A 25,532-nucleotide genomic window follows, 5' to 3' on the forward strand; every position below is an offset into this window, starting at 1 on the left:
TATCTGGGACGAGCCGCGGGCATATGCTGTTGTATACCCAACAAGGCTCCCCTTGGGCCTAGAGCCTTTCTAGTAGTGCATGCGCTCTAGCGCATTTAGATGGCATGGTCCGTCGTCAGGAAGGCGAGCCATTTCGGTTGTGCTGCTACTGCCTACTTGCCGTTTACGTTGACGAAACCTACTCGTCCGCGGGAAATATCGAGGTTGTGTCAACAGCCAAATAGCTCCTTGCCATCTACTCTAAGTGACTACCGAAGTTCGAGCAGCATGCAGTGTCCTCCACCTCGAGCCAGATGAATCTGCATCACATCCTGAGCGGTAACTGACCTCTTATGAACGCGATAGGCTTCTCGGTTACTTTCGTAGTGCGTGTCCGCTGCATCTTCGTAAAGCGTCGCGGTATAATTCTTGTTGGGCAGCAGAAAATCTAACGCAATCGGCAACGTTCTTGCTTGCTCGTTCGTTACCGTACCTACGTACCAAGTCGTGCCGCTTCTTCTGGCGGTCGCGATATGGCTGCCGATTTCGCCACTCAGAATATGGGTCTCGTCCCAAGTCATGGGCAGTCGCCGAATAAAGTCGAACAGGTCGGCTTTCTCCTGGTAAGCTTCGGGGGCGTCAGGAAGAATGGCCAAGCCGGAATAGGTAATAAGCACCCTGGCCGTCTCGGCCACAACCGTCGATTTAACCTCGGTGAAAATGCGGGGTCTGTCGAACTGAGCGTCTGTCAAGGAGAATAGGCCATTATTCATGTCGAGCGGACCCGCGAGCATGTTCACAAACACAGTCTTGCAGAAGTCAGTGGGACCAAAGGACCGCATAGCATCGGACTGGGCGTGGCAGAATTCTCTGGCCAAAAAGTTTGGAAAGGTGCGCTCGTCGCCGGAAGGACCAATTGGGCCATCATGAAAGTCGCACAACAGCTGGTGCTTGGCACAAAGTTCCACGATTTCTCGCGTGTCTAGCACCTTTTGCTGTCCCTTCGATTTCATGAAGCCGTACTTGATGCCCGCAGCACCCCACTCGTGATACAGTTCCAGCGTTTCCTCAAAAGGGAAATTGTGTCGGGCAACGTCGTTGATGTAGAGAATGACGCCCACGTGATGCTGTTTGGCGTAGCGTATCAGCGACGGGATATCAACCGGATCCTGCCAGTCTGCCGGAGCCGGCTTGCGTATGACCTCCGGTTTTCTCGAATCCGGCTGAATCACCAGATGGTCGCGACTCGTCCGCGGGTCGGACTGCGGATCGAATTCGGGGCCATACCAGTTGGCGTCCAGTAGGACATAACGCACACGGGATTGCGAGGCGAAGTTGATCAGCCGCCGCCAGCTTGCCATGTCCAGTCCATAGGTGAAACCGTCTGGGGTGCGAGCCCCCCAAACTCGCCAATCCCACAAAGCAAGCCCGGGCTCGATCCAGTCCGTTTCGGTGATTCGACAGGGTGGATTCAGGCAATAAATGAGGGGGGCAACGAGCAGGTCCCCCGGATGGTCACCTAGCAGCACCACCCGCCAGGACGTTACTCCCCCCGGCTTGAGATTCGATCGGTCAAACTCCGCGCGAAAAGTGAGTGGTCTGCTTCGATCTGGAACCAAACGAAAGGGAGCCTGCTCGAACACGGCCGCTTCGAGAATGGCCATATACGTCTGCGAATTGCGCTGGATAGTTAACGGCGGGGCTACGCTCTCGCGTTCGTGGAAGCGGCTTAAACTCTGCGGTCCAACTGGACTGTGTTCGCCGTTGTAGCTCCAGGCCGTGGAGTCATGCGCGAAACGGAATTCGGTCAAGTCTGTTGTCAGCGGAATCCTCTCTGGCCAATTACCGTCCTGCGGAAACTCATAACGAACAGCCACCCCGTCGTTATACACGCGAAAGACCACGTTCAACTTTCGCCGTTTGCCGAGCAACTCTTCCAATGTCCAAGTAACTTGGTTGAAGTTGTTGTTGTAGTGGTCCGTCTTGCCCCATAGTGTGGCAACGGTTTCTTGGTTAGAGTGCTGCACAAGTTCCACCGTGTGCAGGGAGACAAGCGGCGAATCTGTGGGTTCTATCCCGAGGCGCCCTTCGTCCAGTAGGACGGTGCTCCTGTAACTCAGTGACCAGTGTGGAATTCCTTCCTCCAGTCCTAAGAGAACCACGACTTGGCCGTCGGGACTCTTGACTGTTGGCGTCTGCTTCGTGTTTGCCTTGCTCGGCGACACCAGGGAAGCAACTAGCAGCAGGCCAGATGCAGAAGTAGAAACCACTCGAGGGAGCCTCATTACTCTTCCCACGGACGATAAATTCATGGCGAGTCTTCCCGTGGTGAGGGAACTCCAGCGGGTGCGTGTTCACCTTCTGGAGGCGGAGGGTTACGAGTGCTGCTAACGGGTCGTGTTGCCAGGTAGCATCGTCTTTATCGCCCTCAGCATCTGGCCAGTCAATCACCTCTCGGCATGGAAGTGGTTGTTCGCGGAAACGGCATACCGAATCCCCAAGGCACCAAGCATCGCGATGATGTGCGTCGCAGGTTCCGGCACGGTCACCAACATAGAGTTAAAGGCACCGGTTCCGTTGGCATTATTATAGGCGGCCTTGAACAGGTCGAAATCGGCCCAGTCGTTAACGCCGTCGAAGTTCATGTCGCCGCGCAAGTACTTCTCGACAAACGATAGCTCCGAAAGGTCGGCTCCAAAGCTATCTCGAAAGGTGATCCAATCTAGTGTGTTCACGACACCGTTTTGGTCAAAATCCCCCGGCACAATGGTCACGATCCCTAGCTCCACGGCATCTTTGTCGGCAGTATCCACCCGACCGTCGAGATTTACATCTCCTCGAGTTAGCGATTGCACATCACCAACAGCAGTACCGCTATCGTAACCGAGGTTTGCATTGATCAACGCGATATCTTCGTCATCCAGTCTCCCGTCCAACGTCGGATCCATCCACAGAACCTCACCGTTGGCATAAGCCCCCATAAATACCTGGCCTGCCGGGCCATGCAGCTTGAACTCGACGTCCCAGTCTGATGGCCAGGCGGGAAATAACTCGACTTCATCTCCATCGACTTGGAGAATCATCTTCTGTAGGGCGATGTTGGCCACGCTAGGGTGATCCTGATCAGGCAACCAATCGAAGTTTGGGCCGTAGAATCCTGGAAAGCGGCTGCCAGGATCGCTTGCCGCGTATCGGGCAATCACCTGCGACTTCGCCTGATCTGTCAAGCCCAGCAGGACCGCCTGGATCACATCTTGAGACCAACCGCTGTTGTTCGTGTGGTAGCGATTGTTATAGGTGTCGATCCCCATCTGGAGGTTGTCTTTCCCGACGCCCGAGATGAGGTAGGGGAACACACCGTACAATTCGCCGTTTTCGGAGTTGTGCTTGTCGGCGAATGTCTCGCCAGGGGAGAAGATCACCGTGTCGCCCACCGTGCGAGTAGGTATCTCGGGAAGTTCCCCCAGCAGGCGCGTCCATTGTTCGCGTTGCGTTTGAGTTGTTTCGCTCAGAGGGAGATCGAGCAGTTTCCCCAACACAAAATGCAAGCCGGCGACCTCGGGCAGGGGATTCGTCGCCTCCCACCACGTTTCAAGCACCTGCGCATCGCCGCTCAGCTCAAGCTTGCCATTGGCATCGCGGCCATAATGCTGGTCGTAAAACGTGACGACCGATTCGGCAATTGGAAGCAGTTTGTCCTGTAGGAATTGATCATCACGGGTAATGTTGTAAGCTTCGAGCATCATGGCGCTCAGTTCGATACCGCCTTGCCATTCGTAGCGAATGTAGTTATTCAGTGTCGTACCCGCCGGCAAACTTCCTCGCTCGCCAGGCCAGCCATAGTTAGCACTGGTTGGTGTGCCCCACAGATACACCGTTTCCGGGAAGTAGACACCATCGTGTCCCCAGTAAGCCTGGACGCTCTCCTTCGCCAGTGGTAACGCTTCGAGGTACATATCGAACAGTGGCATCATCTGCTCCACGTCGCCGCTCGCCGCCATCGACCAGTAGGGCAGCCGGGTGTTTTGCCACCAATAGGGGCCACCCCAGCGGCGGTAGTCGGCATCAAGGCCGCTGGAGCCGGCTACGGTGCGATTGTAGGTGTCGACGACGAAGATCGAGCCATTAAACTTGATCGGCGAGCCACCGCGACCAGAGAATGCGTTCATAGCCCGTTGCAAGGCGTAGCCCTGCGAAACGGTTTCCGCGGCGTCGCTGCCGCTGACTCGGATGTAGCTGCGATTGTTGAACTCATTCCACCACTGGCTATGGGCCATCTGCCGCGCTTCAAGTTCAGTGCTCTCGGTCTGAGCAATCTGTGTGTCGAGTTGCTGTTGCCACTCATTGGCAGTGGCAGTCTGAGATGTCAGTGGGTGGATCGTAATGGAATGCGTGGTGGACGGAACTGACGAACGGAGCGTGGTATTGTCAATGTTGGTGAGATTGGCTCCCCTGATTGCCGCACCGAAGGTATTATGCAGCAGAGGATCGGTACCGACTGTGTTGTTGGGATCCAAGTCGACCGTCTGCAGGTTTTGCGACCAAATCGAAGATTCATTGCGGTGGTACCATTCAATACGATTCGATTGCCCACCGACTACTGTATCCGCTGTCACAATGACCGGATTAGGATTGGCACCTTGCAAACCATAGGCGCTGTGGATTTCGGCGGAGGTCAATTGTCGATCGGCAGTTCGCCACGGCTCGAACCTCACTTCGATGGTCCGATCCGATTGACTCTCCGCCTGTATCTGAACAGCTGGGTTGTTGGCGTCCACCCACAGTGAAAGTGAGGTGGCATCCGCTCCCTCACCGGCGTTGATCTTAATACTAGCATTGCGGAGATCAAACTCTTGGCGGAATGTCTCGCCGGGACTAAGCAGGCCACTCACACGAATCAATCCAAGCTTGAGTAGGCGTGCGTTCTCGCTCCAAGCGTCCGTCTTGCCGACGTACATCAGCAGGTCGCCGTTCGGATCGACCCAGGCGTTGATACCAATGTCGCCGTTACCCAGCGGCATAGAGCCTGCGGAATCGGAACTGGGCGATGACCATACCACGTTGGCGTTCCCCACCTCTCCGGACCATGCAGTAGGGATGAAGTTGAAGGTCACCGCGATTACGACCGAGAGGGCGACTTGGCTCAGCGCACGGCGGACACCTTCGAGTTTCAATTGCCGGTGCATAGAGACTTCCTAAGTTGCGATATTCTTGCCGATTCGAGCGTTCTTGACGTGGGGGCAACGGTAAGTAACCTTCGGACGGCGGACTTATATGGGGTATGCCGATCGAACGGCTACTCCCCCACATTTGCCAGGAGGAATCTAGCGAAAACTAACAGCCAAGCTCCGTGCGCTGCAGCCGAAGGTTCAGGAACATGAGAGGTCATCGACTCGAATGCTCCAGCACCGTTGGCTGCGTCGTAAGCTTTCTTGAATAGGCCGAAGTCGGTCCAGTCGTTGACTCCGTCCTGATTCACATCACCCTGGCGATATCTATCATACAACGATAGGCCAGAAGTGTCTGATTGAAAGTTCTCGCGGTACACGAGCCAGTCCATTATGTCGACGGCGGCATCCTGGTTAACGTCTCCCGCAACTCCATTTAGAAGACCAAACACAGAATCGACCCCAGAGATGATACCGACAATATCCAGGTCGTAATTCGCGGAGCTGATGGCTTTTCCACGTGCCCAAAGGAGTGCGGTATGCTGATCGTCCCATTTGGGCACAATTGGCCGAATGTTATCGACACTTGAGTTCTCAGTGATCGCCGTCCAAGTCCATGTCTGGCCCATGTCGCTTGTGACGCCTTTGAATATTTCAAAGTGCCGCTGGTTGTCAGCATTGCTAACAAGTTGAGTGCCAGTAAGAGGGTTGGAATTTGTCGATATGTAGACAGTATCAACGTCGTTGGGATCAATCGCGATCAAGCCGGTGTAATCATCTTCGCCAATCTCGGCGGCGAACAACCGTGTGCCCGCATACGCCATCTCATTGACCTGCCACTGGCTGCCATCCCAGCGACCGTAGTAGTAACGGTGATCGAGGCCCTCGCCAGGATCTCCCTTGCTACCTAGATTGTTGTGTCCATCGGCCTCGACTTGCACGCTAAAGACACCGACTGGCTTGCCAGTTGAGTCGAGAGCAAGGTCGGTTACCCACGAGCGGTTGATAGCGTCGCCCTGATAAACGAGAGTCGCCTCGGATGACGTACCGAGTCCCTGGCTTAGCGAGCTGATGACCGTTCCATCCGACGCATGAAGACTGCCGTCTTTGTAGTAACCGTGATACACACTGTTATTCTCGGTCCAGCGAGGGTGGCCGTCATTCACCAAGAAGTGGATCTCGTCCGCGCCGTTCGAAGCGAACTTGATGTAAGGTCGGTCGCCTCCGACCAAGTTGTTGCCATTACTCCAGGTTTCTCCCAAGTCGTCTGAGTAGACGTACTGGGGGGTGATGTGTGAACGTGTGAAGTTGTAGTAGCGGCCGTTTCCACCGTTCTCACTGCTCAAATAATGGGGATTGGAATAAGTCAGTGGCGAACCAACATTGAACGTCTGCATTGGCCCCCACGAATTTGGATCCTTGGGATCGGTGGTAACACGAGTGTGCACCAGCGTGTCTCCATAGTGGCCGGTCCATACGGCCAGCAAACGGCCGTCGGGACGTACGCTAAACGCTGGTGTGTTGTGGTCGTCGTAGGGTTGGTTCTTTTCGCCGTTAAAGCGATCTTGCAGTTCGTTAAGCTGCAACTCTCCAGTAGAAAGATTCAGAGAAACCGCGTCGACGTCGCTTTGACGAAGTGGATCAGAGACTCCAGCAGCGGTAGATCCAACGATCAAGTAGCCATTGTGGATGATCGCTCTTTCGTCCTGAAACCAACACCAGAACCCGTCATTATTAAGTACGACCATGCCCTCGGGCGTCGCTGCGTCCGCTTTAGAGTGCAGCAACATCAACATCGTTGCCCCACAACATAAGTAGAATGCAATTCTCACGCTAAGTGCCTTTCTCTGCCGCAAGTTCTTTATGATTGTTCAGGGTGAGTACGTCATTCACGGGGTCACGTCGTAATCCGCGACGATGGGACCGCTGGAGTCACTGGGGACGACGAGTTCGGCCACCCAATCCTTGGGTACGTAGCTTTGACCGGGCCTGCCGGTCGCCTCGTCGGGAAGGGTCTTCCAACAGTCGATTTGCACCTCGTAAGTGCCCGGCATGATTCCTCCCGCCTTGGAGAACGACCTTGCCTCGTAACGTCCGTCTTGGTCGAACTGCGCCCAGGCGGGCCGCTTCGGCAGTCCTTCTGCCATTTCCTTCGGCAAGAACGTGATCTGGCCTGACTTCGGAGGGGGCGTACCGTTAAACGTAACGGTGCCCGAGACGGGAATCGTCTCCGGAAGGCCGTTCCGGTTACATCCGGAACAGAGACTCAGCAGAATGCACGCCACCAGGCAGGATAACAGAACCGAGGGTCGGCAATTGTGTGATTGACTAGAATACTTACAGTTTGTCATAGGCTTTTACAGGCCAGACGGCACACAGTGCCCGTCTTCAGCGACGTCCTCCCGATTCACCGGAAACTTCCTTAACCCCTTCGATCTCTCCTCCCGCTTTCGTTCCCATTTGGTTATAGAGTTGGAAGTCGAGTGTCTCCTGAATTAGATGCACACTGCCGTCGCCCATAGCGAACTGGACACCACCGGGGTGCATGCTCTTGTAGCCCAAACCCCTTTCGTGTGCGTTGATGCTGTGATTTTCGCCGTCCGACAATTCTGGGCGAGGCAACTCATGTTCTTCCATCATCAGATTAAGAGGCACATTGGTTACACCGATCGACATATTCACGGAATAAGCCGCGTTGTGCATATTCTGATTGGGCAAAGTCTCTCCGAGCATAATCGTCTTGCTAAGACCATCGGTAACCTCACGAAACTGGACCGTCTCCGGATCACGATAGAACATCCCTGGTCCCTCGCCGTCCTGGCCGTACTGTTTGCCCTGGCAACAGTAAGGTTGGTCCCGTGAGCAGAAGCGACAGTTGGGGCCCGTTTGCACAGGTCCTGCTGAAGCTGTGTACCACAAGGCCATCGAGCGACTCGGTGAGCCACTACCACAGCAACTGCAACGAGCACCCATTACGCCCTGACTAGAATACTCGTCGCTAGGGCAAGTAAAGCCCTCCACCAACGTGGTTACTGGACCTTCGTTGACAGGTTGGTCTAGTGTCTTAGTGAAATCAAACGCGTCGAACAGATTCTCCTGCTCAATATGCGGCAAAATGAGCGTTGCCCAAGACCCGGGTTCGAGCACTGGCCCAGCACCGCGCCAAGGGTTTCCATAAGGAAGTTCCTCATGGGTATCATGGTAAGTGTGTAAAGCAAGCGCCAGCTGCTTTATGTTGTTCGCACATTGTATTCGTCGGGCAGCCTCGCGCGCTGACTGAACGGCTGGCAGGAGCAATGCCACGAGAATGCCAATGATAGCGATGACGACTAGCAACTCGACGAGCGTAAATCCCCCCCGGCTTTTGATGCGAGCGCCAGCATTTATAAACGAACTTCGACGCATCTTTCAAAACTCCTTGTGTAAGTTGAACAAGCCGCTAACCTACCGCAGTTTGCAGAAGCAGCCGGCAATAAGTACGGCACTAATTCTTCGCTGAACCGTACCGACGCTGGACGGCTGCCATCGAGATCAAGGCAAGGGCAATCAACGTCACTGCCGACGGCTCTGGCACTACGGTTTCACCAGCAAGCAAACCAAAGTCCAGGCCGGCGGCGCCAGCCGCGAGTAATTCGTTGTGCAGAATCAAGGCATCAGCCAGCGACGTCCGACCGTCCAGATTCAGATCGCCTTGCCCCCACGTGTTCCAGTCGCCGACGGTGACGCTCCGGTGGGCTCCAACTAGTACATTTTGGGACAACCAGCCGTCGACGAACGCAGTGACATCGTCAGACGCGGAGGGTCCCGTACCATCGCCGCTGACGAATCCATCGCGGTTGACGTCGCCCGCCTTCAAGATTCCATTTAGGTTGGAATCATTCAGGATGGCGTTTCTGATCCACTCGTTGTCGGTGAATAGATCGAAGGAGCCATAATCGTCCCCCGAGGGGGTTCCAGTAATATCGGAATTATCACCGAATACATACATCTCCAATTCATCAATAGCCCCTTGGAAGTACTCGCCATAGACGGGAGTCTGGCCATCTCCCGATAGCTCCGCAGCGCCCACGGACAACTCACCAACACGGCTACCGGCCGTGAGGTCTCCCGGATTAGGCGTGTCGTTGTTCGCCGACACCGCGACGCCATTAACGTAGACGACACCGGTGAATCCAAGATCGCTGCCGGAGATAACCTTTGGTGCCCCGGTGCTACCCGACGGGTGAACGTGATGCATGACGTGGTACCACTGATCGCCGACAACTGATACTGACGCTGGAATGTCAGTGTCGTTCGCGTGTCCATCGTTGATTTGGGTCCACTTTCCATCAGCCGTGATGGCCACGCCACCGGCTGCAATAGTATCCATTAGGATCACTTGCCGCGTGACTCCCACTTTACTCGCATCGGGATAGACCCACATTTGAGCGCCGCGGGCGGTGATATTGTCGTAGTTGTAGGGATAGTCCGAAACCAGAGGTCCCGCCCCCACAGGGGTCGGCCCTGCCATTTCGTCTGGCCGATTTAGGGGATCACCTTCAAGCATGTCGTCCGTTCCATCGAAAAGAATACCGCGACCCGTCCGGCCAGTGCCAAGCGTGCTCACGTCGACGTAGACGGGGCTGCCCATCGCCTGCAAGTCTAAGTAGGAACCAGAGAGATCGCCTGGGTTTCCGCTGTCGATCGTGTACCCAGTATTACCTACACTTCCCGGGCCGGTTCCAACGACTCCACCGGGTGCGTTGGCGGCGTCTTCATCTGGATCGTCGCCGAACTGGTAGACGCGGTCATTATAAACCGCCGCCTGGGCGGTGCTGCCCACAACCGCCCAAGCGACGCATGCGATTAGGAGGGCGCCTGCCACACTTAATCGACTTGTCGTATTTGTCTGTTTCACTTTTCCGCTTCCCTTTCGATGGCGTCCCGCAAGCACGCCACCACCGCAGGCTGCGAGCAGTAGGATGAATGCCGACGGTTCTGGGATGGAGGAAGCCGCCAAACTGCCGCTTGCTGACGTTGCTCCGAAGCGGCTCTTCCAGTAGGTGTAATCCTCCACGGTGACCATACCGGGAGTAACACCCGATCCTTCGTTTGGGAGCGAAATGCTCGCCCCCAGATTGTTGCGCCATACCGTGTAGTCGGCGATGTTTACTACGCCGTCGCTGTTGTAGTCGCCTGATACAGCTACCGTGGTCACTTCCTCGATCAATCCAGGGATGAACGTGCCGGCCGGGGTACGAACTCGGAATGCCAAGTCCTGCGTTCCCAAATCAAAGACGCTACCTAAACTCACAGACTCCGTATCCACAAAGATGTAGCTGGATGTGAGAATCGCCTCATTGAGTGAGTGGTTGCTGGGTGTGCCCAACTCTTCAAAGCCCATACCATCTCCGGGAGCGCCGCTGCCTTCGTAATCCTTATCTTGCAGACTATTCCAGTTCCCGAAATTCAGCGAGCCGGCGTCGCTGGTGATCTCGTATCCGTCGATTTCGATCGGCGAACCACTCTTATTGGCAATCGTTAAGGTGCCGTTGGTGGTGTTGACCTCCAGAGTCAACTGAGCGATCTCCCTGTAGGCCACGGCAAAGTGATGACTGCGGAAGCCTGGTGCCCCAACAGCCTCGACGTAGAAGCTGGTCGAAGCGGCCGGCGTCAACCCCAGGCTCGCAATAGAAGTGGTCCACACGCCCTGAATGTTAAGCATATTGTCACTTCTGTTTTCCCAGTTGTATACCACGCCGTTGGTAAGCACATCATCGTTTAACACGGCTTGAATGCGTCCGTCATCTGCGTTCGAGTCTTCACGCGTGGTGTAGACTTCAAAAACTTCGTACAGGCCCGGGGCCAAGCCATTTACCGTAGTCCGTAGGGCGGGTGCGTTGGACGAATCGGGGTTCCCCACTTCATAAGTCCTATCGGTTGCACCAGCCAAATCGGGGTAACCAGTGAAGAATGGGGAGTACTCTCTTTCGCGCCATAGACCATCCGAGTTGGAAGTATCAGTTGAAGCCCAAAACGTGCCGCTGTCATCCGCCCTCACAGTATTGCCAGGTGTGTCACCATCTTTGAACGGGTCGACCTCGACAATGGTGACATCCGTCGAACCAATGGTCGCATCGAACGTGTTGGCGGAAGTGGTGTCCATGGTCGCAACAGCGATGACCGCTGCCATTGTCAAGCTGTTAAGGGAGTAAAGCTGTTTCTGCATGGTGCTCATGGTTGTAGAGTGGTCTTGTGGGGATGAGGCAATTCCTTCGCGGGAGATTCGTTTTCTGGATCGAAGCGCCAAGAGTCCCACCGGGGCTACGAGTGCCAGCAGGACTATTGTGCCCGGTTCGGGAACGCTACTAACCATCAGCTCAAAAGATCCGGCGCCGTTGGCGTTGTTGTAGGTGGTTTTGAACAAGTCAAAGTCGTCCCAGTCATTATCACCGTCGCCATCCAAGTCGCCTTCGGGATAGTTCTCGAGGGGAGTCGATCCAGACAAGGTGGATTGGAATGCATCTCGATAGATAATCCAGTCGGCTGGGGTAATGCCGTCTTGGAAATTGAGATCGCCGAACAAGAAGGAACTTCCGCCGTTGCCGGTGAAAGTGATGGGTATTATTTCCTCGCCACCAGGCAGCAGGATTTCCAGATTGACATCCTCCACGGGGTTCTTGATCCAAGCATTGCCCAGAGTCAATGAACCGCCATTTCCGGACAGCGTAACACCATCTCCGGGGCCAGGACCGCCAAGTTGCGATTCGCTCAAATCGGTGTAAACTCCTGTCGCAGTCAGCTTTGTCCACTTGTCGTCAGGATCGACCGTTTGGTCGCCGTCAACGTCACGGCTGGCAATCGTTTCCCAATTCGATTGGTCGAGCGCACCGATGGCGGAAGTAAACGAATAGCCAATGATTGAACCGGGACCGCCGCCAGAATTACTGATCGTCAAAATCCCAGTGTCTCGGTCGATGGATGCCTCGAAGAGCGGCGTCGTTGATACTCTGTACGCCGCGCCAACGATGTGGCCGCGACCAAAAGCCGTTGTACCGGCTACGTTCATTGTGAATTCAGTCGCGCCGCTATCTGTAACACCAAGGCTCGAAAAGGCCGTTCCCCAAGCGCCGGCAGAGCCTTCCAGGAGTTCGGTGACGTTATTGTTTCCATAGTTTGTCCCACCTGATGCGACTGTATCATTGAGTGCCGCCACGACTCCCGCATTCGCCGGATCTCCATCGATGCGAAGAGTGTGGACAAGAAACACCTCATATTTTGCAGGTGCAAGACCATTAACGGTCATTTGTACCTCAGGCGCGTTCGTCCGGTCCGCTCCGGAAACTTCGAAAGTGCGATCCGTTGCCCCGGCGAGTGAAGGATAACCAGTGTTGAACGCGGCATAGGCCCGCTCGTTCCACAGATTGTCGCTGGTAGTGCCGGTGTTCGTAGCCCAGAAGTCCCCAGGCGAAACGGCTCTAAGCGTATTGCCAGGCGTGTCGCCATCCTTGAATGGGTCGGCCTCGACCATGGTGAGGTCGCCCAATCCAGGTAGATTGAGACTGAATGTTGCGGCGTTGCTCGACGCGACGCTCAGCAAGATCCCACAACATGTGATAGATGTCAGAAAGGCTTTTCGTAGCGAACTAGGCAGATTCTTCATCAGGAGTTTCTCCACGACAGAAAAGGGGTTCGAATCGGTAGTTTCTCTAATGGATCAATCCGTCAAGTCGAAATCCAAAACGTTACTCCCCGCCTTCACTTCACGCTGAAGGGGAGTGGTTTTCCGTTCGGCATACTTCGCGGGGGCCAGCCAAGTGACCCTCACGTCGTTTGCTGATCCAGATTTCGGATCCGATGCCATGCGGATTTCTTCTTCAAACGACTTTGCTTCCGGCATACCCCCGGTCACTCGTTTGGCAGTAATGGTCACGGTATGCTTACCTACCAGCGCTCCATCGCCTGCCTCGAAGGTCGTCAGGGTGTAAGTGCCATCCGCGGCGATGGGACCGGCGGCCATTCGTCCTATCTCCGGATAGAACGCAATCTGCCCTTCCGGCAGCGGCTTCCCCTGATAGCTCACGGTGCCCGTAACAACAGCTGTTTCCGGCTTGCCGTCACCACATCCGGATGTGGTCACGCAGAGAAGTACCACAAGGGAGCCTAGAGTAGTGCGAGCTTTGCAGCTTGCGTTCATTCGAGATGTTCCATATCCAGTTACCATCAGCGACGTCCCGCTTCCTGCTCCACAACGCCTTCTATGTCACCACCGGCGAACGTAGAAAGCGTCTGGTACGTGTTCATGTCGATGTCTTCTTGCACCAAGTCCACGTGCCCGTCGACGTAGGCGAATAGTGCTCCGCCTGGATGTTCGCTTCCAAACGGGACTTCATTGGATTGATCAGGCTTAACTTCTCCGAATGCCTGTACGAATTCGAAGTTCAGTGGATACTTCGTCGTCCGCAGTGCACGCCCGTGAGATTCGCGGCCTTTGGCGCATGCGTTCGTTCCAGGTGCGCAGGCACCTCCGTGATACCATGCAACTGGACCACCAATTTTGCCGTCGCCGTAGCCATCGCCGAGTCCCCATCGTGCGAAGTGCACACTTTCGCCGACCGCTAATGTATTCGACGTGCCGTCGATGACGCGGCGCGTGGGAATGCCTTCTTCGGCGATGTGATAGACTCCATCGAAGAAGACGTCGCCACGCCAGCCGTGCGCGAATCGAGTCTTGCCACCTGCGACGCCGAAGTAGTCACGACGCGCACTCACGCCTTGCCATTCGGTACGGCTGGGACATTTATAGACGATGAATTCTGTCTCGATTAACTGGGCTTCTGGACCACCGGGGTTGTCCAGCGCCCTCTGGTAGAAGACGAGCCATCCGCCCGCGGCCCCATATGTATCAAAGAGATCCCCTGCTGTCACTTCTTCCAAGTACGGCATGATCGAAACGTACATGGGATAGCCGCGGCAATCACCTTGGCAGAACTCGGGTACCTTGATTTGGCCACCTGCCGGAAACGTCTTGTTAGTTGACTCGTAGTTAAGCAGCGCGAGGCCGATTTGCTTGAGATGGTTCGTACAGGTAGTCCTCCGGGCTGCCTCCCGGGCTGCTTGAACGGCTGGCAGCAAGAGGGCCACCAGAATGCCAATGATGGCGATCACCACCAGCAGTTCTACGAGAGTGAAGCCGTAGGGTCGGTGGTACTCCCGGCACGAACAAGTGGCCTTTGCCTGATTGCTGACAACGCTCGAGTCATTCAGAGTTCTATCCATCGATCCGAATCCTGGCTAAGGAAAGAAACACCGAGTTGGGAAAAGATGCCGACGGCTTTAGCCATCGGCTTTCTGTCTCAACCATTACAGGTCCGGTTTGCGCCGCAGGGACACGGCTGCCCCACCCAAGCAAATGGCTAATAGCGTGATGCCGGTGGGTTCAGGAACAGGGACGTAAGCCAATCCGTTGTAGACGGAACGCTCGGCATTGAGCGTCGCGCCGACGTAGACTTTGATCTCGCCATTGCTGTCGGCAATCGCCGTTCCGATGTTCTGCTGAGCGGCAACCCAGCCACTAGCCATCAGGTTGTCGCCCGTCAGCGTGCCGCCAGCTTCCGTAAGCGTAGTCAAGCTGCCGGAAGCAAAGCCGGCATCGATGTCTTGACTGCCGGAGCTGGCCGCTGGGTTGATTCCATAAACGATGTCGATGCTGTACATGGAGCCCACGTCCAGGCCAGTGATTGTGGTAACGACTTCATTGTGAGTTTGTGCGCCGCCAGTTTTGTTCTGGCCTTGGTAGGCACCGCTCTGTGGCGATGCTAGACCGACAATATCAAACGTGCCTGGGCGGTCGTGCCAAAGCCCCGCGGTGGCGGTCGTGCTCGAAAAGTCACTGACGCCATCAGAGGACTGGAACGAATTCACACCATCCACTGCCGGAACAAAAGTCCCGATAATGGCCGCCGAGGCGACGGCGCCAACACCCATGGCTAGCGCCATGACCATCGACATCAAGGATAAGAGGGCGACATGTCTCATTACAGCAATCTCCAAAGTTAACAAAACCAGAGAAGCAACAAAGAGGGTAACTCAACGAAGTGATGTGGGATGCTTACATGGAATCTCCATCCGGTGGCGATTGCCTGCCCAACTCGTAGTGGCGGCGTATTTCCTTGTCCGACAGGGCTCGGCCGTACAGCGATACCTCATCGATCTGGCCCACAAAAGGCCGGTGGGCAATGCCCCGGGAAGCTTTTATGAATACGGGGTAGACCTGCCCGATAAGAACTCGGTTCCCAACCGGCAGTGGCTTGCTGTTCTCTGCTGACGCCACTTTTTCGGCGTTGCAGAACAGTTCGAGCCGCGAGCCCATTTTTCGAGCAACAACCTGCTGCCACTGACGCACGGAGTAGGGGGACTCACTGGAGCAATGAGCACCATCCTCGGGCAAGACAGACGCGGGAGAACGGTGGACGAATCGCAAGGCGTTGGGTGTGACATACTGATCAAAGCCCTCCTGAAGGCCACTTAGCTCCAAAAGCAGGCTGTGGGGACACCGTCCATCAGGCAGAGTATCCCCAACCAAACCCAGCAACGCTCCCTTGTGGTAGTGGCTTGGTTTGACCCAGAACTGGACGGTGTAATTATCCAAATCTTCAGTAGGCCAGGTGGCTCGGCTTACGAGCAAACCCGGAGTTTCCGTAAGACCAAATTCCAGGGCTCGATTCTCGAGCGTGTTGTACCAGCTTACCGAGCCGCTGACATATCCGGTAAAGCCTTCCAATCGGCCTTCGTTTTCCACTGCGTCGTCACCATCCTCGAATCGCCAGTACACATCAGGTTTGGACTCCAGAATCGCATCTCGATATGCGTGGCCGAAATCCAAGCGATCGAACGCCATCGATTGCGACCAGGCAAAAGACGAAGCTGAAGCCTCGAAGTGAACCGTCGCCGGCTCACCCAACCTATCGCCCAACAACGCCACAGCTTCCCCTTCAGCAAGCTGTACTATAGGCTCGTTTCCCTGCATCCATAGCGCCGACAATTCGACACCACCATGAAAGACGTGCACTTCACTGCGTTCACTTGTCGCAACCACGCCAATCGACGCGGCGTCTGAGATCGCAATCGTCCCTTCGGCGGTGGCTATCGTGAATGCACCACCGTGCCAGTGAACATCCGCCGTCAGCTTGCCAGAGTTCAACTCTAACAACCCATCGCGGCGGATGAACAGCCGTGCAGGCCCCTCTACTCGGACTTTCGCCTGGGCTTCGTTCTCTGCCTGCCCGAACTCGAGAGCCACAATGCCTTCTAGCAGATTGAGCACCTCGCCTTCTCCGAGCTTCTTCCCAAGCTGAAGCTGCCCTGTTTCCCCATCGTCCCAAACACAGCCGGTCATAGCAACCAACCTGGGCGCCGCTGATATCAACTCTCCATTGGTTGAGTCTTGAACATAATCTGGGGCATTTGCGTTGGATGCCATGGACTGATCGGGATCTCCGTCAGTTGAACTTAGGGCGATCCAAGTTAACCCGACCGCTGCAAGGTGAGTTAACAACAGGCATGCTGCGATCGCAGGCATTAGCCGCCAGAAGGTTGGTTTCTCGCGCTGAGACGGGCTCTGGTTGAGATGCTTGCTGACTGCCGTAGACGCGTACAGTGCCAAGGGGAACTTGGTCTTTGCCTTGCTCCGACCGGCATCCGCTAATGCCGCTTGCTGATCCAGCAATCGTGCCGTCTCAGCCATCGCCTCCGGGTACTTAGCCAAAAGCTTGGTAAAGCGGCGCTGATCCGTTTCCGTCGACTCTCCTGCATCAATAGTGAGAATGAGCGTGCGTACTTCCCTCAGGATATGTTGCGGAATGCTCATCGCTTTGCCTCCCTATCCAGGGCGCCTTCTACACAGCACAACAGCTGGTGGTTGATGCGTCGCAGCTCACGATATACCGTATCGACAGATTTGCCCATTTGCTCGGCAATCTGCTTGGGTCGGACCAAGTGGAAGTAACGAGACTCAATCATCCTGACATCTTCACTGCCTAGCTTCTCAACACACTCCGCCAAAGCCTCTCTCCGCTCTTGCACCCTCTCTGCAATCGGCATGGCCTCATCTGCTAGGCTCGCAAGCACCTCTTCGCTGAAAAATTGGATCCGTCGTCTAGATTCTCGTTGTCGCAAGACCTCGTAGTAGGCGATTTTGCAAGCCCATGCACCGAAATTAGTGCCCTTCTCGAACTGACAAAACTTTGACCACGCTGCCGCGCAAGTACTTTGAAACACCTCTTCTGCATCGTTCTCGTCATTGAGAACCAAGGTGCGAACATAGGTGTAGATTCGCTTGGAGTGCTTTGAGAGGAGATCGACAAACTCGTCATGTGTGGGCTCGCTACTAGTCATATCTGGTCTGAATTCCCTTCTCCATATATTTGCGAGTATGCAAGCCGAAAAGAGACACGCCTGTCTTGCTCCCTATACTCAAACCAGACTTGCAGCTGAAATTCGGCAACAATTCCCAAATAAACACAAAAACACCATCCTGGCCAGCTTCCAGAGGTGCCCTGTCTTCGTATTTTGAGGACTTCCCCACTTCGCCCGTAAGGTGCATTTCAAACGAGGGAGCGCCCCGGCCCACGGATTGCGGAAGCTACCGGCTGATGGGCAGCGGCGGCCCCGGCACGACCAGCGTTAAACGCAACGACTGGTTAACCGTCTCCGGCGGCAATATCGGAATCGAGATCGGAATCGGCCATCATCTTGGCAACGCGCTCGAGGAGCCCGTGCTGATTCTCAAGAGCTCGATCGGCAACCGCAGCCTTGGCTGGGACTTGCTCCCGCCCGGATCGTCGTCCTATGAGTTTACCGACCCGAAAGATGGCAAGACTTACGTCTACGCGGGTTACGGACAGTCGCCGCTGCGCTGGGAGAAAGGAACTGAGCCGAAGCCCATCGACTGGACAGCCGGCCTCCAATACGCTGGCGACGTCGCCCGCGCCAAGGACGTACTCAATAACCTCGACAAGTACTATCCTGGGGCCAAAGAGTACGAGGTGGCAGGCTTTTTCTGGTGGCAGGGCGACAAGGACCGCTACAACGCAGGCCACGCTGCGATGTATGAGAAGAACCTCGTGAAACTGATCCTCGCTTTGCGGGAGGAGTTCGACGTTCCCGACGCCAAGTTTGTTTGCGCTACGCTTGGCCAGACCAGCAAGGAGAACGCCAAGGAGAATGAGAAGTACCTGCTCGAAGCCCAACTGGCGATCAGCGATGCCGAAAAGTATCCCGATTTACAGGGCGATGTCGCCACTGTGTATACCAATCCGCTGAGCATGGGCTACAGCTCCAACGCCCACTACGGCGGCAATGCCAAGACTTATATGAACGTGGGGTTGGGGATGGGCAAAGCAATGGTCGACCTGCTTCAGGGCGACAAATAAATCGGCGCAATAATCCGATATAGCGGAGTCGAGACCGCGTGGGTTTTGAGATCAAATTAGTCCGCGCAGCTAAGAAAAGGGCGGCGTTTGCTGACCTGAGCAAGCGATTTGAACTCGCACGCGGTGTTGTTGGAGGCCCTTTGCGGCTGTAACTTTAGTTAATTGTCAACTTGCCGCGGATGGACCAACACCAGCAAGTTGCGCCTCCTCCAAACTCGCAGAGGTGGCCTCCGAGATTTGACACCGATGCGAGTTGGCTGCAGCCCTTAGCCGCCGCGGGTGATGCATCCGCCTGCAATTCGAGCCGGCAGAAACTGCTGGCGGTGTCACCACCGATGCATGGGCTTACATCAGAGTAACCAAAGGCGATAGAACCCTTCAGACTCTTGCCCGCCAACGAAGCCCGCCAAATCACGTGCCCTAGGCTAAGTTATTCGCATTCATTGGAGCATTTCCTGGCGAGATGTTGGTCTATCTTCGCCATTATGGCGCACCAGCGGAGGACCCGGCGACCGCCAAAGTCGACGCCAACGTTTGCCGGTTGGTGTGTCCGGAAATAAGCCCCAAAGATTGAATTGCTGAGTTCTGTGGTCGGTGAAATCCAACTCATCTGATTTGCGAAGTGAGATTAGATGGACTCAGAGTGAGAATCATTTCCTAAGAAGCTCCCAGAATTGGTCAGCCCTCGTTTCCTTCACTATCCACATCCGACAGCGACCCCTTGGCATCGATCGAGACATTGTCACAGAAGTTGACCACGAAGGGAGGAAGTGCTGCTTCTCGGGGAGGATAGGCAGACGTTTTCTCCACGGAGTTTTCTTGCCAGGTAAGGCCGTCCACGCAGTAGGCGTTGAGCAGCGTGCTCTGGTCGAACACTCTGAATGTGTTGCCGGTGATTCGGACGTTTCTGTTGTAGCGGCTGGTTTCTTGGTCTTCGCGGATGCCAGCCTTGACGTCGATAATCGCCTCACCCCAGACACCGAAGAGGCAATTGTCGAAAGTGTTATTTCGGATAACGCAGTCGCGCACACCGCCCTGCTCGAACCAGAAACACGAGTCGCCCTCGAAAAGAATGGCGGCGCCAGGCGTGTGGAAATAATTGTCTTCGACTATGGTCTTGCCCCGACAGTTGAGTAGCATGCCGCGGGCGCGATTATTACGGATGACATTGTCAGAGATCGTAACTTCCGGGTAGTCACGGATCTCGGCGATTGCATCGCCGATCTGTATGTCATCGGGTAGAGAATTGGAGAACACCACCGCCGTGCATTCCTTGTTAATTCGTCTAACCGATTCCACTGTGGCGGTGGCGTAGGTGATCATACTTTGGCCACGAACCAGTTCAACTACGCTGCCCGGCTTGAGAAAGTCGAAACCGTGCTGCTGGCGGTGCATGAGTTGGACGATGACCTGATCATCGTCGAGTTTTTCGACAACCTGCACGTAAATACCATGAATGTTGGTGGCGTCGTCCTTCTGGTTCTCGAACAGGTTGTGAGTCAAAACAATTCTGCCCGTGCAATTCACGAAGTGAGTGGCGTCGGCGGTCGTGCTGACCATGCGTCCGTGCGAAGGCGTGACCTTGCAGTGATCGACCGTGACGTTGTGTGTGCGTTGACCAAGGATGCCCATGCCCCCGGCGTGGTGGATGGTAACGTTGTGTAAAACCACGTTCACGCAGTCAGAGACAACAATGCCGGGGACCTTACGGTGGTTGGGGCCGAACACCATCGTATTGCCGGGGATGCCCTTGAGACCGGGCACGCGGATGCGCACCTTCCGCCCGCCAAGAGACTCGGCAGGGTAGCCGTTAATGGAACTAAAGTAGAAGTCGTGCGCCATATAGGCTGTTTCGCGTTTCGCGGTGTCGTACTCCAACATATGGGAACTGCCGTAGACCTCGCCATTGGAAACAGTTGTCAGGGGGCCCTCATCGTCTTGGCCACTGGTGAACAGCAGCGTTCCTTTGTGTACCTTGAAGAAAAATTTCTCGAGGATCTCGACATCCATTCCCTCTTCGTCGCAACCCAGGATGATGGCCTCACTGTGGAACGGACGTTCGAAGTCGATGGAAAAGTTTTCCAGCGAGATGTTGCTTGACCGGTCGAGGATGAAGGGGTTGATAAAACCATGGAAGAGAAACTCCGACGCTTGGCCGTCAATGGCGAGGTCTTGGATTCCCTCAAGTGAAAAGGCAACTCGCTTAAGCCCCTCGTCGTTGTTGCTGATGAAGAAGTACTTTTCGGCCGCAAATTGTGGATGGAATTCGTACCGCCCCTTTGGGAATACCAGCCGGGTCGCTCCCTCCGCTTTGCAGGCATCCAGCGCAGCCATTACCGCGCGGGTGTCGTCTCGCCCGTCGTCGGGTCGCGCCCCATAGTCGACAACATTGACTTCCATGCTGTTTGCCGTTCCGGCACAAGCGAATACAACCAGCCAGGAGAGGCGAGTTGCGAGCAACGGAAAACTAACAATCATGGGGTCGCTCATCTCGTCCGATTTCCCTGCATAGTGACTTCTGTGCAGTGGTGAGTGAGGATTGGGTTTTCGGGACGATTGATGCCGTTGATAAGTCGAATCAATGCGTCGCCGGAAGAACTGACGTGGCCTTCCTGATGACAACGATTGCCCGTAATCACTAGATCGCTAGTGGAAGTCACGAGGATATTAGGCGAGGGGCAGCTGTCGATCCGATTGTCGGTAATAGAGATGCCTCTATGCGAGCGGCCGGAGCCGAACTCCCCGTCGCCACCGAGAGTATAGACGGCAATGCCAACGCCTCCGCAGTTGGAGATCTTGTTACGCAGGATCTTCACATTTTCCGCGGCCCCCGCTTCCAACCAATAGTATTCCGGGGCCACTTTGATAGACTCCATTCGACATCTAGTTAAAGTGTTATCACGGATCTCGCCGTTACTCGCCTTAACCAAGATCCCCCTCGACCGAACGTGACCGAAGTCGCATCCGGCAACGAGGAATCCCTGCCCCTGGCGTTCGCGAGCAGACACAAGGGAACCCTTTGCCATTGTGACAGCACGGTCTAGGGTCAACTCGAAGACTTTGGTTAGATGGCCATCTTCGTGGTCTTTGAGGGATTGATGCAGGTCGAAGGACTGCACAAGTAACCGATCGGCAGGCGTCAGCAGCCCCAACTCTCGTACTGAAACAACCCTGGCGTCGGGTAGTGATCCGCCGCTAAACATGGCCAACTCGACAAGGTCTCCCTCAACGATGTCCATTCCATGCTTTGCGAGCACACGCAGCTTGGTGTCCGTGGCAGATGTTATCAGGTGGTAGTCGCCGCAGATATTGACGCAGTCGTCTCCCATGTCATGGGCATAGCACCCGACAATCCTAGGACCGGCAGAAGCGCGTTTGCTGTGGAAGGCATCGGCGTTCGCCGATCGGAGTCGAGGAAGACCACGTGGCCACGGGTCGTCATCTGCGTCTCGTTTCTCGACTCGGCACCTGTCGTAGGTAACGCCCTGACAACCGATTTCTAAAAAGGCGAAGCAGTTGGACGCGAAAACGGAAACCTTCTCAAGCAGAATATCCACACTCTCCGTCAAGTAGACGGCATGCGAAAGCTGACGGCCGCGAGTGCTGCGTGAGCCGATGGCCACAAGATCACCCTCTTGTTCGAAGGGCGCGGGGCCGAGGTTCGTCTTCCGAACTTGCAGCCGCGTACCGCTCACCGCTTTGACATCCAAGTCGTAGTAGTCGACGCCTCGCAACTCGTGGTCTTTGCCGCGGAAGATCTGGTACTTGAAGTCGTAGGCAGTATCGGCAGGCGGGTAGCCTTCGAGGATCTCGATCTCATGGACGCTCTTATCAGCAGATAGCTTGACGATCCGCCCTTGGGTGAAAGGCAGTGGATCGTAGTCGATGGAAAGTCCCCTCAACCTCAAGCCACGGCAGCCCTCAATTTGGACAGCTCGTGTTGTTTGCGTGCAGACCATCTCGACGTCGTAGGCAATAATCTCCACGTTCTCAAGATCATGCAGTCGCAGATGCACTCCGTTCGTTGGCTCGACGCGGTAGCGTCCTGGCGGCACAACTACTGTCGAGTTACCTGCGGATATCGATTCATCAATGAACGCTTGCAAGTCAAATGATACGCCGGATGGCAGCTGATCTGGACACGTCTCCTTTTGAACATCGTTGGCTCCGCTTCTGGATGCCGAGAAGACGAAGCAAACGGCGCACAAGATGCAGAGAATGCGATCGGCTAAAAGTCTCATCCCAGTTTCCCCCAGGCATTTCGGGTGCGCGAGCGACCAGTTCGCCCAAGGTAAAGAGTGCATCCCAGTAGTACATGGACAAGACTGGGTAGTTCGGGCACGGCCAATGTGGCTCCTTCCGTCGCACTTGACGTGGCCCCAAAGTTGGAGCGCCACAGGGCGTAGTCGAATGAATCGACTATGCCATCGGGAACACCTGCAGGGCCAGAGCCATCGGCTGCGAGGCCCGGCCCGCTCTGGCCCAGAGTGTTCCGCCATACCACGTAATCCGCCAGATTAACAGCGCCGTCGCCATTGTAGTCTCCGGGGGCAAGGAAGATGTCGATACTGAAATCGAGGGTAAAGAAGTCGTTTACATCCATAATGGTAGGCCCGATGGTCACGTAGATAGTATCACCATTAAGGAGATGACCGAGGTCTGTGTCAAACGAAGCCGTAGCCCCCGACTCTATGACGTCGTAGTGAATTGCTGAATCGCTATTAATATGAACAAGGAGGTCCAGCTCTGTACCGTTAGGTACAGAGTGAATGAAGCTATCCCGAATCGCGTATTCACCTTCGCTGGTCACTGTGTAAGAGGCAATCACTGATCGCGCGATGCCCGATGCCCCCCCTTGAAGGGAGCCTAAGCCCGGATGCCCGTTTTCTGGACCGAGCCGGGCATAAGCAGCGGGATTGGCAGTGGGAGTCGACGTCCCATCCAACGTGTAGTCCCCGCCGGTCGAGACGAGCGGGGTGTAGTTGATGGGATCCCCGACAGGGCCTCCCGAATTCCATAGGTACTGCCATCCCGCCGCCGGAGTGTTGGACTGGAAGTCGTTGCGATAATTGGCGATCGTCAACGATGACTCGTTGTGGATCAAGTGGATGCCAGTGTCCTCACCACTGAGGCCGTCGGATGCGGCAGAAGCGCGAAGGAGGTTGTCCCCGTAAGAGCCTAAATTCTTGACGGTATTGCCTGAGAATGAAACGTTCGATGCATGATCGACCCAGACAACCGCCGTGGGGTCGACCCCTGAGTTCGTGCCGTTGTTCGTGTTGATCTCGTGGGTGTTGATGAACTGGTTCGAGTTGACTTGCACTCCGTCGGCCAGACTGACTATCAAACCTGGTCCCGCAACGCTGTCGACGATGTTGTCCTCAATCAGGATATTCGAGTGATTTCGTCCTACCCATTGATAGTCGCTTGTGATTGCTATGCCGGCGACCTGTGTCTGGCCGGGTTGTCCGAACTGTCGACTCGTATTCCTCACCGTGTTGCCACGTATGACAACATTCTCGGTGAATGCGGCTTCTGACCAATAAAACGGCTCAGGCGCCAGGACAATCCCGCCGATCGAGCTGCCATCGACCAGGTTGTTCTCCACCAATCCGTCGGACGCTTTGATAAGAATTCCCCTCGCGCGGTGGTTTTCTACTGTGGTATTGCGAATCTCAAAACCGCTGCCGTTGCGGTCGGGGCTTGCAACAAGATCGCCTGGACTGAGATTCAAAGGCTGGTCGAGTGTCAGTCGATAGCCGACGTTCAGTGGGTTTACCGCACTCGGTAGATAAGTGTTTCGGATCATAGTCAATCCGCTATCGAGTGACGCGTCTCTGGTGATCGACTGCACGGTAGCTTCCGTGATTTCACCGGTATTCACATGGAAGCCACGGATTCGGTCGCCGACTTGAAACCGCAACCCATCGTAGTTTGTTTTGGCGCCGACCTCTAAGTTGGTGCCGTTTGAGGAGCCGACGAGGTGAAAATCGGTATTGATAGCAATGCCATCGTCGCCTTGGTTCGCGAAACGCGAGTCGATGATCTTCGGACCCACCGAGGTGTGCTTACTGTGGAAAGCATCGGCGTTGCTCGAGAGTAAGCGAGGTACGGAAGCGCCTGGCGGCAATGGCCCCGGTACGACCTGGACATTGTGGTACTCGTTGGAACCCCCACCGTTTTCAAAGAAGCCGAATGCGGTCGAAGCATGCAGCGTCACGTCTTGCAGCGTGACATTCGTGGAGTCCTGCAAGAGTACACCATGAGGAATCTGGGTATCTCCGGTAATGGATACTAAATCCCCCACGGCCAGGGCGTCTTGTGTATTTCCTCGGGATACTCGCAGCACTCCACTCCCAAGATTGGTGATTCCTGTGCCGTAGCGGGTGACAGTACCGTCTTTGACACGGGCGGTGACTGGATCATAAGTGATGACTCGTTGATTCCCTGTCACCGTCTTGTAGCCGTCGTGAATCTCAACATCGAATGTTGAGTTGTTCATACTGACGATAGTCCCTTGCGTGAAGGGCAGCGGGTCGTAGTCGATGGCCGCCCCGCGGAAGGTGACATTGGATGAGTTGGTGAAGCTCATGACCTGCTTCAAGTCGGTGGCGATCAAGTTCACGCCGTCAGCATTGATGGTTAGATTGCTGGCGCCGTTGATCGGCAGGATCGTGTTCGAAAAGGAGCCGATGCGGTAGTCGCCCGGCGCAATCGTGACGCTCGGATCACCCGCACTGATAGCCGCATTTATCTGATTAACGAGCGACTGCGCAGTCGCTCGTTCGGCTGGAGTAGATGCAGATGCGTTTTCCAGGGAAAAGCAGGATATGGATAAGATACAAAGCAACACAGGCTTTACGACATCCATAGTCGACAATGTACGTCGACACTTGTAGAGCGCTGTGAACGAGGATCCTACAGCTCGACATTTACACGTGATCCAACGCTCCTGCCTATTCTGCATGCTAAT

The 25,532-nt window shown here is 55.3% G+C and carries 15 protein-coding genes; 1 reads left to right on the forward strand and 14 read right to left on the reverse strand.

Features of this window, described 5'->3' with window-relative positions; all coding sequences use genetic code 11:
- Nucleotides 1-248 precede the first annotated feature (248 nt).
- The 11 genes from NG895_RS23830 to NG895_RS23885 form a co-directional block, all read right to left on the reverse strand.
- On the reverse strand, nt 249-2,291 hold the full coding sequence (locus tag NG895_RS23830; RefSeq protein ID WP_341871477.1) for a glycoside hydrolase family 97 protein: 2,043 nt from the start codon (nt 2,289-2,291) through the stop codon (nt 249-251).
- A gap of 135 nt (nt 2,292-2,426) precedes the next feature.
- A complete protein-coding gene (locus NG895_RS23835; protein WP_252855055.1) occupies nt 2,427-5,165 on the reverse strand; it encodes a DUF5703 domain-containing protein in 2,739 nt (912 codons plus the stop codon).
- Between the two features lie 110 nt (nt 5,166-5,275).
- A complete protein-coding gene (locus tag NG895_RS23840) occupies nt 5,276-6,943 on the reverse strand; it encodes a BNR-4 repeat-containing protein (RefSeq protein ID WP_252855056.1) in 1,668 nt (555 codons plus the stop codon).
- 93 nt (nt 6,944-7,036) lie between these two features.
- The gene (locus NG895_RS23845; protein ID WP_252855057.1) at nt 7,037-7,294 is read right to left on the reverse strand and encodes a hypothetical protein; all 258 of its coding nucleotides are present in this window, start codon (nt 7,292-7,294) and stop codon (nt 7,037-7,039) included.
- Between the two features lie 241 nt (nt 7,295-7,535).
- Nucleotides 7,536-8,552 carry a DUF1559 domain-containing protein gene (locus tag NG895_RS23850; RefSeq protein ID WP_261361769.1) on the reverse strand — a complete coding sequence of 339 codons (1,017 nt, stop codon included), beginning with the start codon at nt 8,550-8,552 and terminating at the stop codon, nt 7,536-7,538.
- 79 nt (nt 8,553-8,631) lie between these two features.
- On the reverse strand, nt 8,632-12,789 hold the full coding sequence (locus tag NG895_RS23860; protein ID WP_252855058.1) for a PEP-CTERM sorting domain-containing protein: 4,158 nt from the start codon (nt 12,787-12,789) through the stop codon (nt 8,632-8,634).
- A gap of 54 nt (nt 12,790-12,843) precedes the next feature.
- Nucleotides 12,844-13,266, reverse strand: a complete 423-nt coding sequence (locus NG895_RS23865) for a hypothetical protein (RefSeq protein WP_252855059.1) — start codon at nt 13,264-13,266, stop codon at nt 12,844-12,846.
- A gap of 83 nt (nt 13,267-13,349) precedes the next feature.
- Nucleotides 13,350-14,405, reverse strand: a complete 1,056-nt coding sequence (locus NG895_RS23870; protein ID WP_252855060.1) for a DUF1559 family PulG-like putative transporter — start codon at nt 14,403-14,405, stop codon at nt 13,350-13,352.
- 84 nt (nt 14,406-14,489) lie between these two features.
- On the reverse strand, nt 14,490-15,164 hold the full coding sequence (locus NG895_RS23875; protein ID WP_252855061.1) for a hypothetical protein: 675 nt from the start codon (nt 15,162-15,164) through the stop codon (nt 14,490-14,492).
- 73 nt (nt 15,165-15,237) lie between these two features.
- Nucleotides 15,238-16,995: a LamG domain-containing protein gene (locus tag NG895_RS23880; protein WP_252855062.1), complete on the reverse strand. Its 1,758-nt coding sequence runs from the start codon at nt 16,993-16,995 to the stop codon at nt 15,238-15,240.
- Nucleotides 16,992-17,522 (reverse strand): sigma-70 family RNA polymerase sigma factor, encoded by a 531-nt coding sequence (locus tag NG895_RS23885; RefSeq protein ID WP_252855063.1) that lies wholly within the window; start codon nt 17,520-17,522, stop codon nt 16,992-16,994. Before NG895_RS23885 ends, NG895_RS23880 begins: the two co-directional genes overlap by 4 nt.
- A 257-nt stretch (nt 17,523-17,779) precedes the next feature.
- Between NG895_RS23885 and NG895_RS23890 the strand changes: the two genes are divergently transcribed.
- Nucleotides 17,780-18,559: a sialate O-acetylesterase gene (locus tag NG895_RS23890; RefSeq protein WP_252855064.1), complete on the forward strand. Its 780-nt coding sequence runs from the start codon at nt 17,780-17,782 to the stop codon at nt 18,557-18,559.
- Nucleotides 18,560-19,237: 678 nt separating this feature from the next.
- Here the strand turns inward: NG895_RS23890 and NG895_RS23895 are convergent.
- The 3 genes from NG895_RS23895 to NG895_RS23905 are packed head-to-tail and all read right to left on the reverse strand — an operon-like array spanning nt 19,238 to nt 25,430.
- Nucleotides 19,238-21,049, reverse strand: a complete 1,812-nt coding sequence (locus tag NG895_RS23895) for an alpha-1,3-galactosidase-related protein (RefSeq protein WP_252855065.1) — start codon at nt 21,047-21,049, stop codon at nt 19,238-19,240.
- Nucleotides 21,046-22,800: a right-handed parallel beta-helix repeat-containing protein gene (locus NG895_RS23900; protein WP_252855066.1), complete on the reverse strand. Its 1,755-nt coding sequence runs from the start codon at nt 22,798-22,800 to the stop codon at nt 21,046-21,048. The genes NG895_RS23895 and NG895_RS23900 overlap by 4 nt, the downstream gene beginning before the upstream one ends.
- A complete protein-coding gene (locus NG895_RS23905; protein ID WP_252855067.1) occupies nt 22,797-25,430 on the reverse strand; it encodes a right-handed parallel beta-helix repeat-containing protein in 2,634 nt (877 codons plus the stop codon). Before NG895_RS23905 ends, NG895_RS23900 begins: the two co-directional genes overlap by 4 nt.
- Nucleotides 25,431-25,532: the final 102 nt, after the last annotated feature.

The sequence above is a fragment of the Aeoliella straminimaris genome (genome assembly GCF_024054565.1).
GTDB classification, from domain to species: Bacteria; Planctomycetota; Planctomycetia; order Pirellulales; family Lacipirellulaceae; genus Aeoliella; species Aeoliella straminimaris.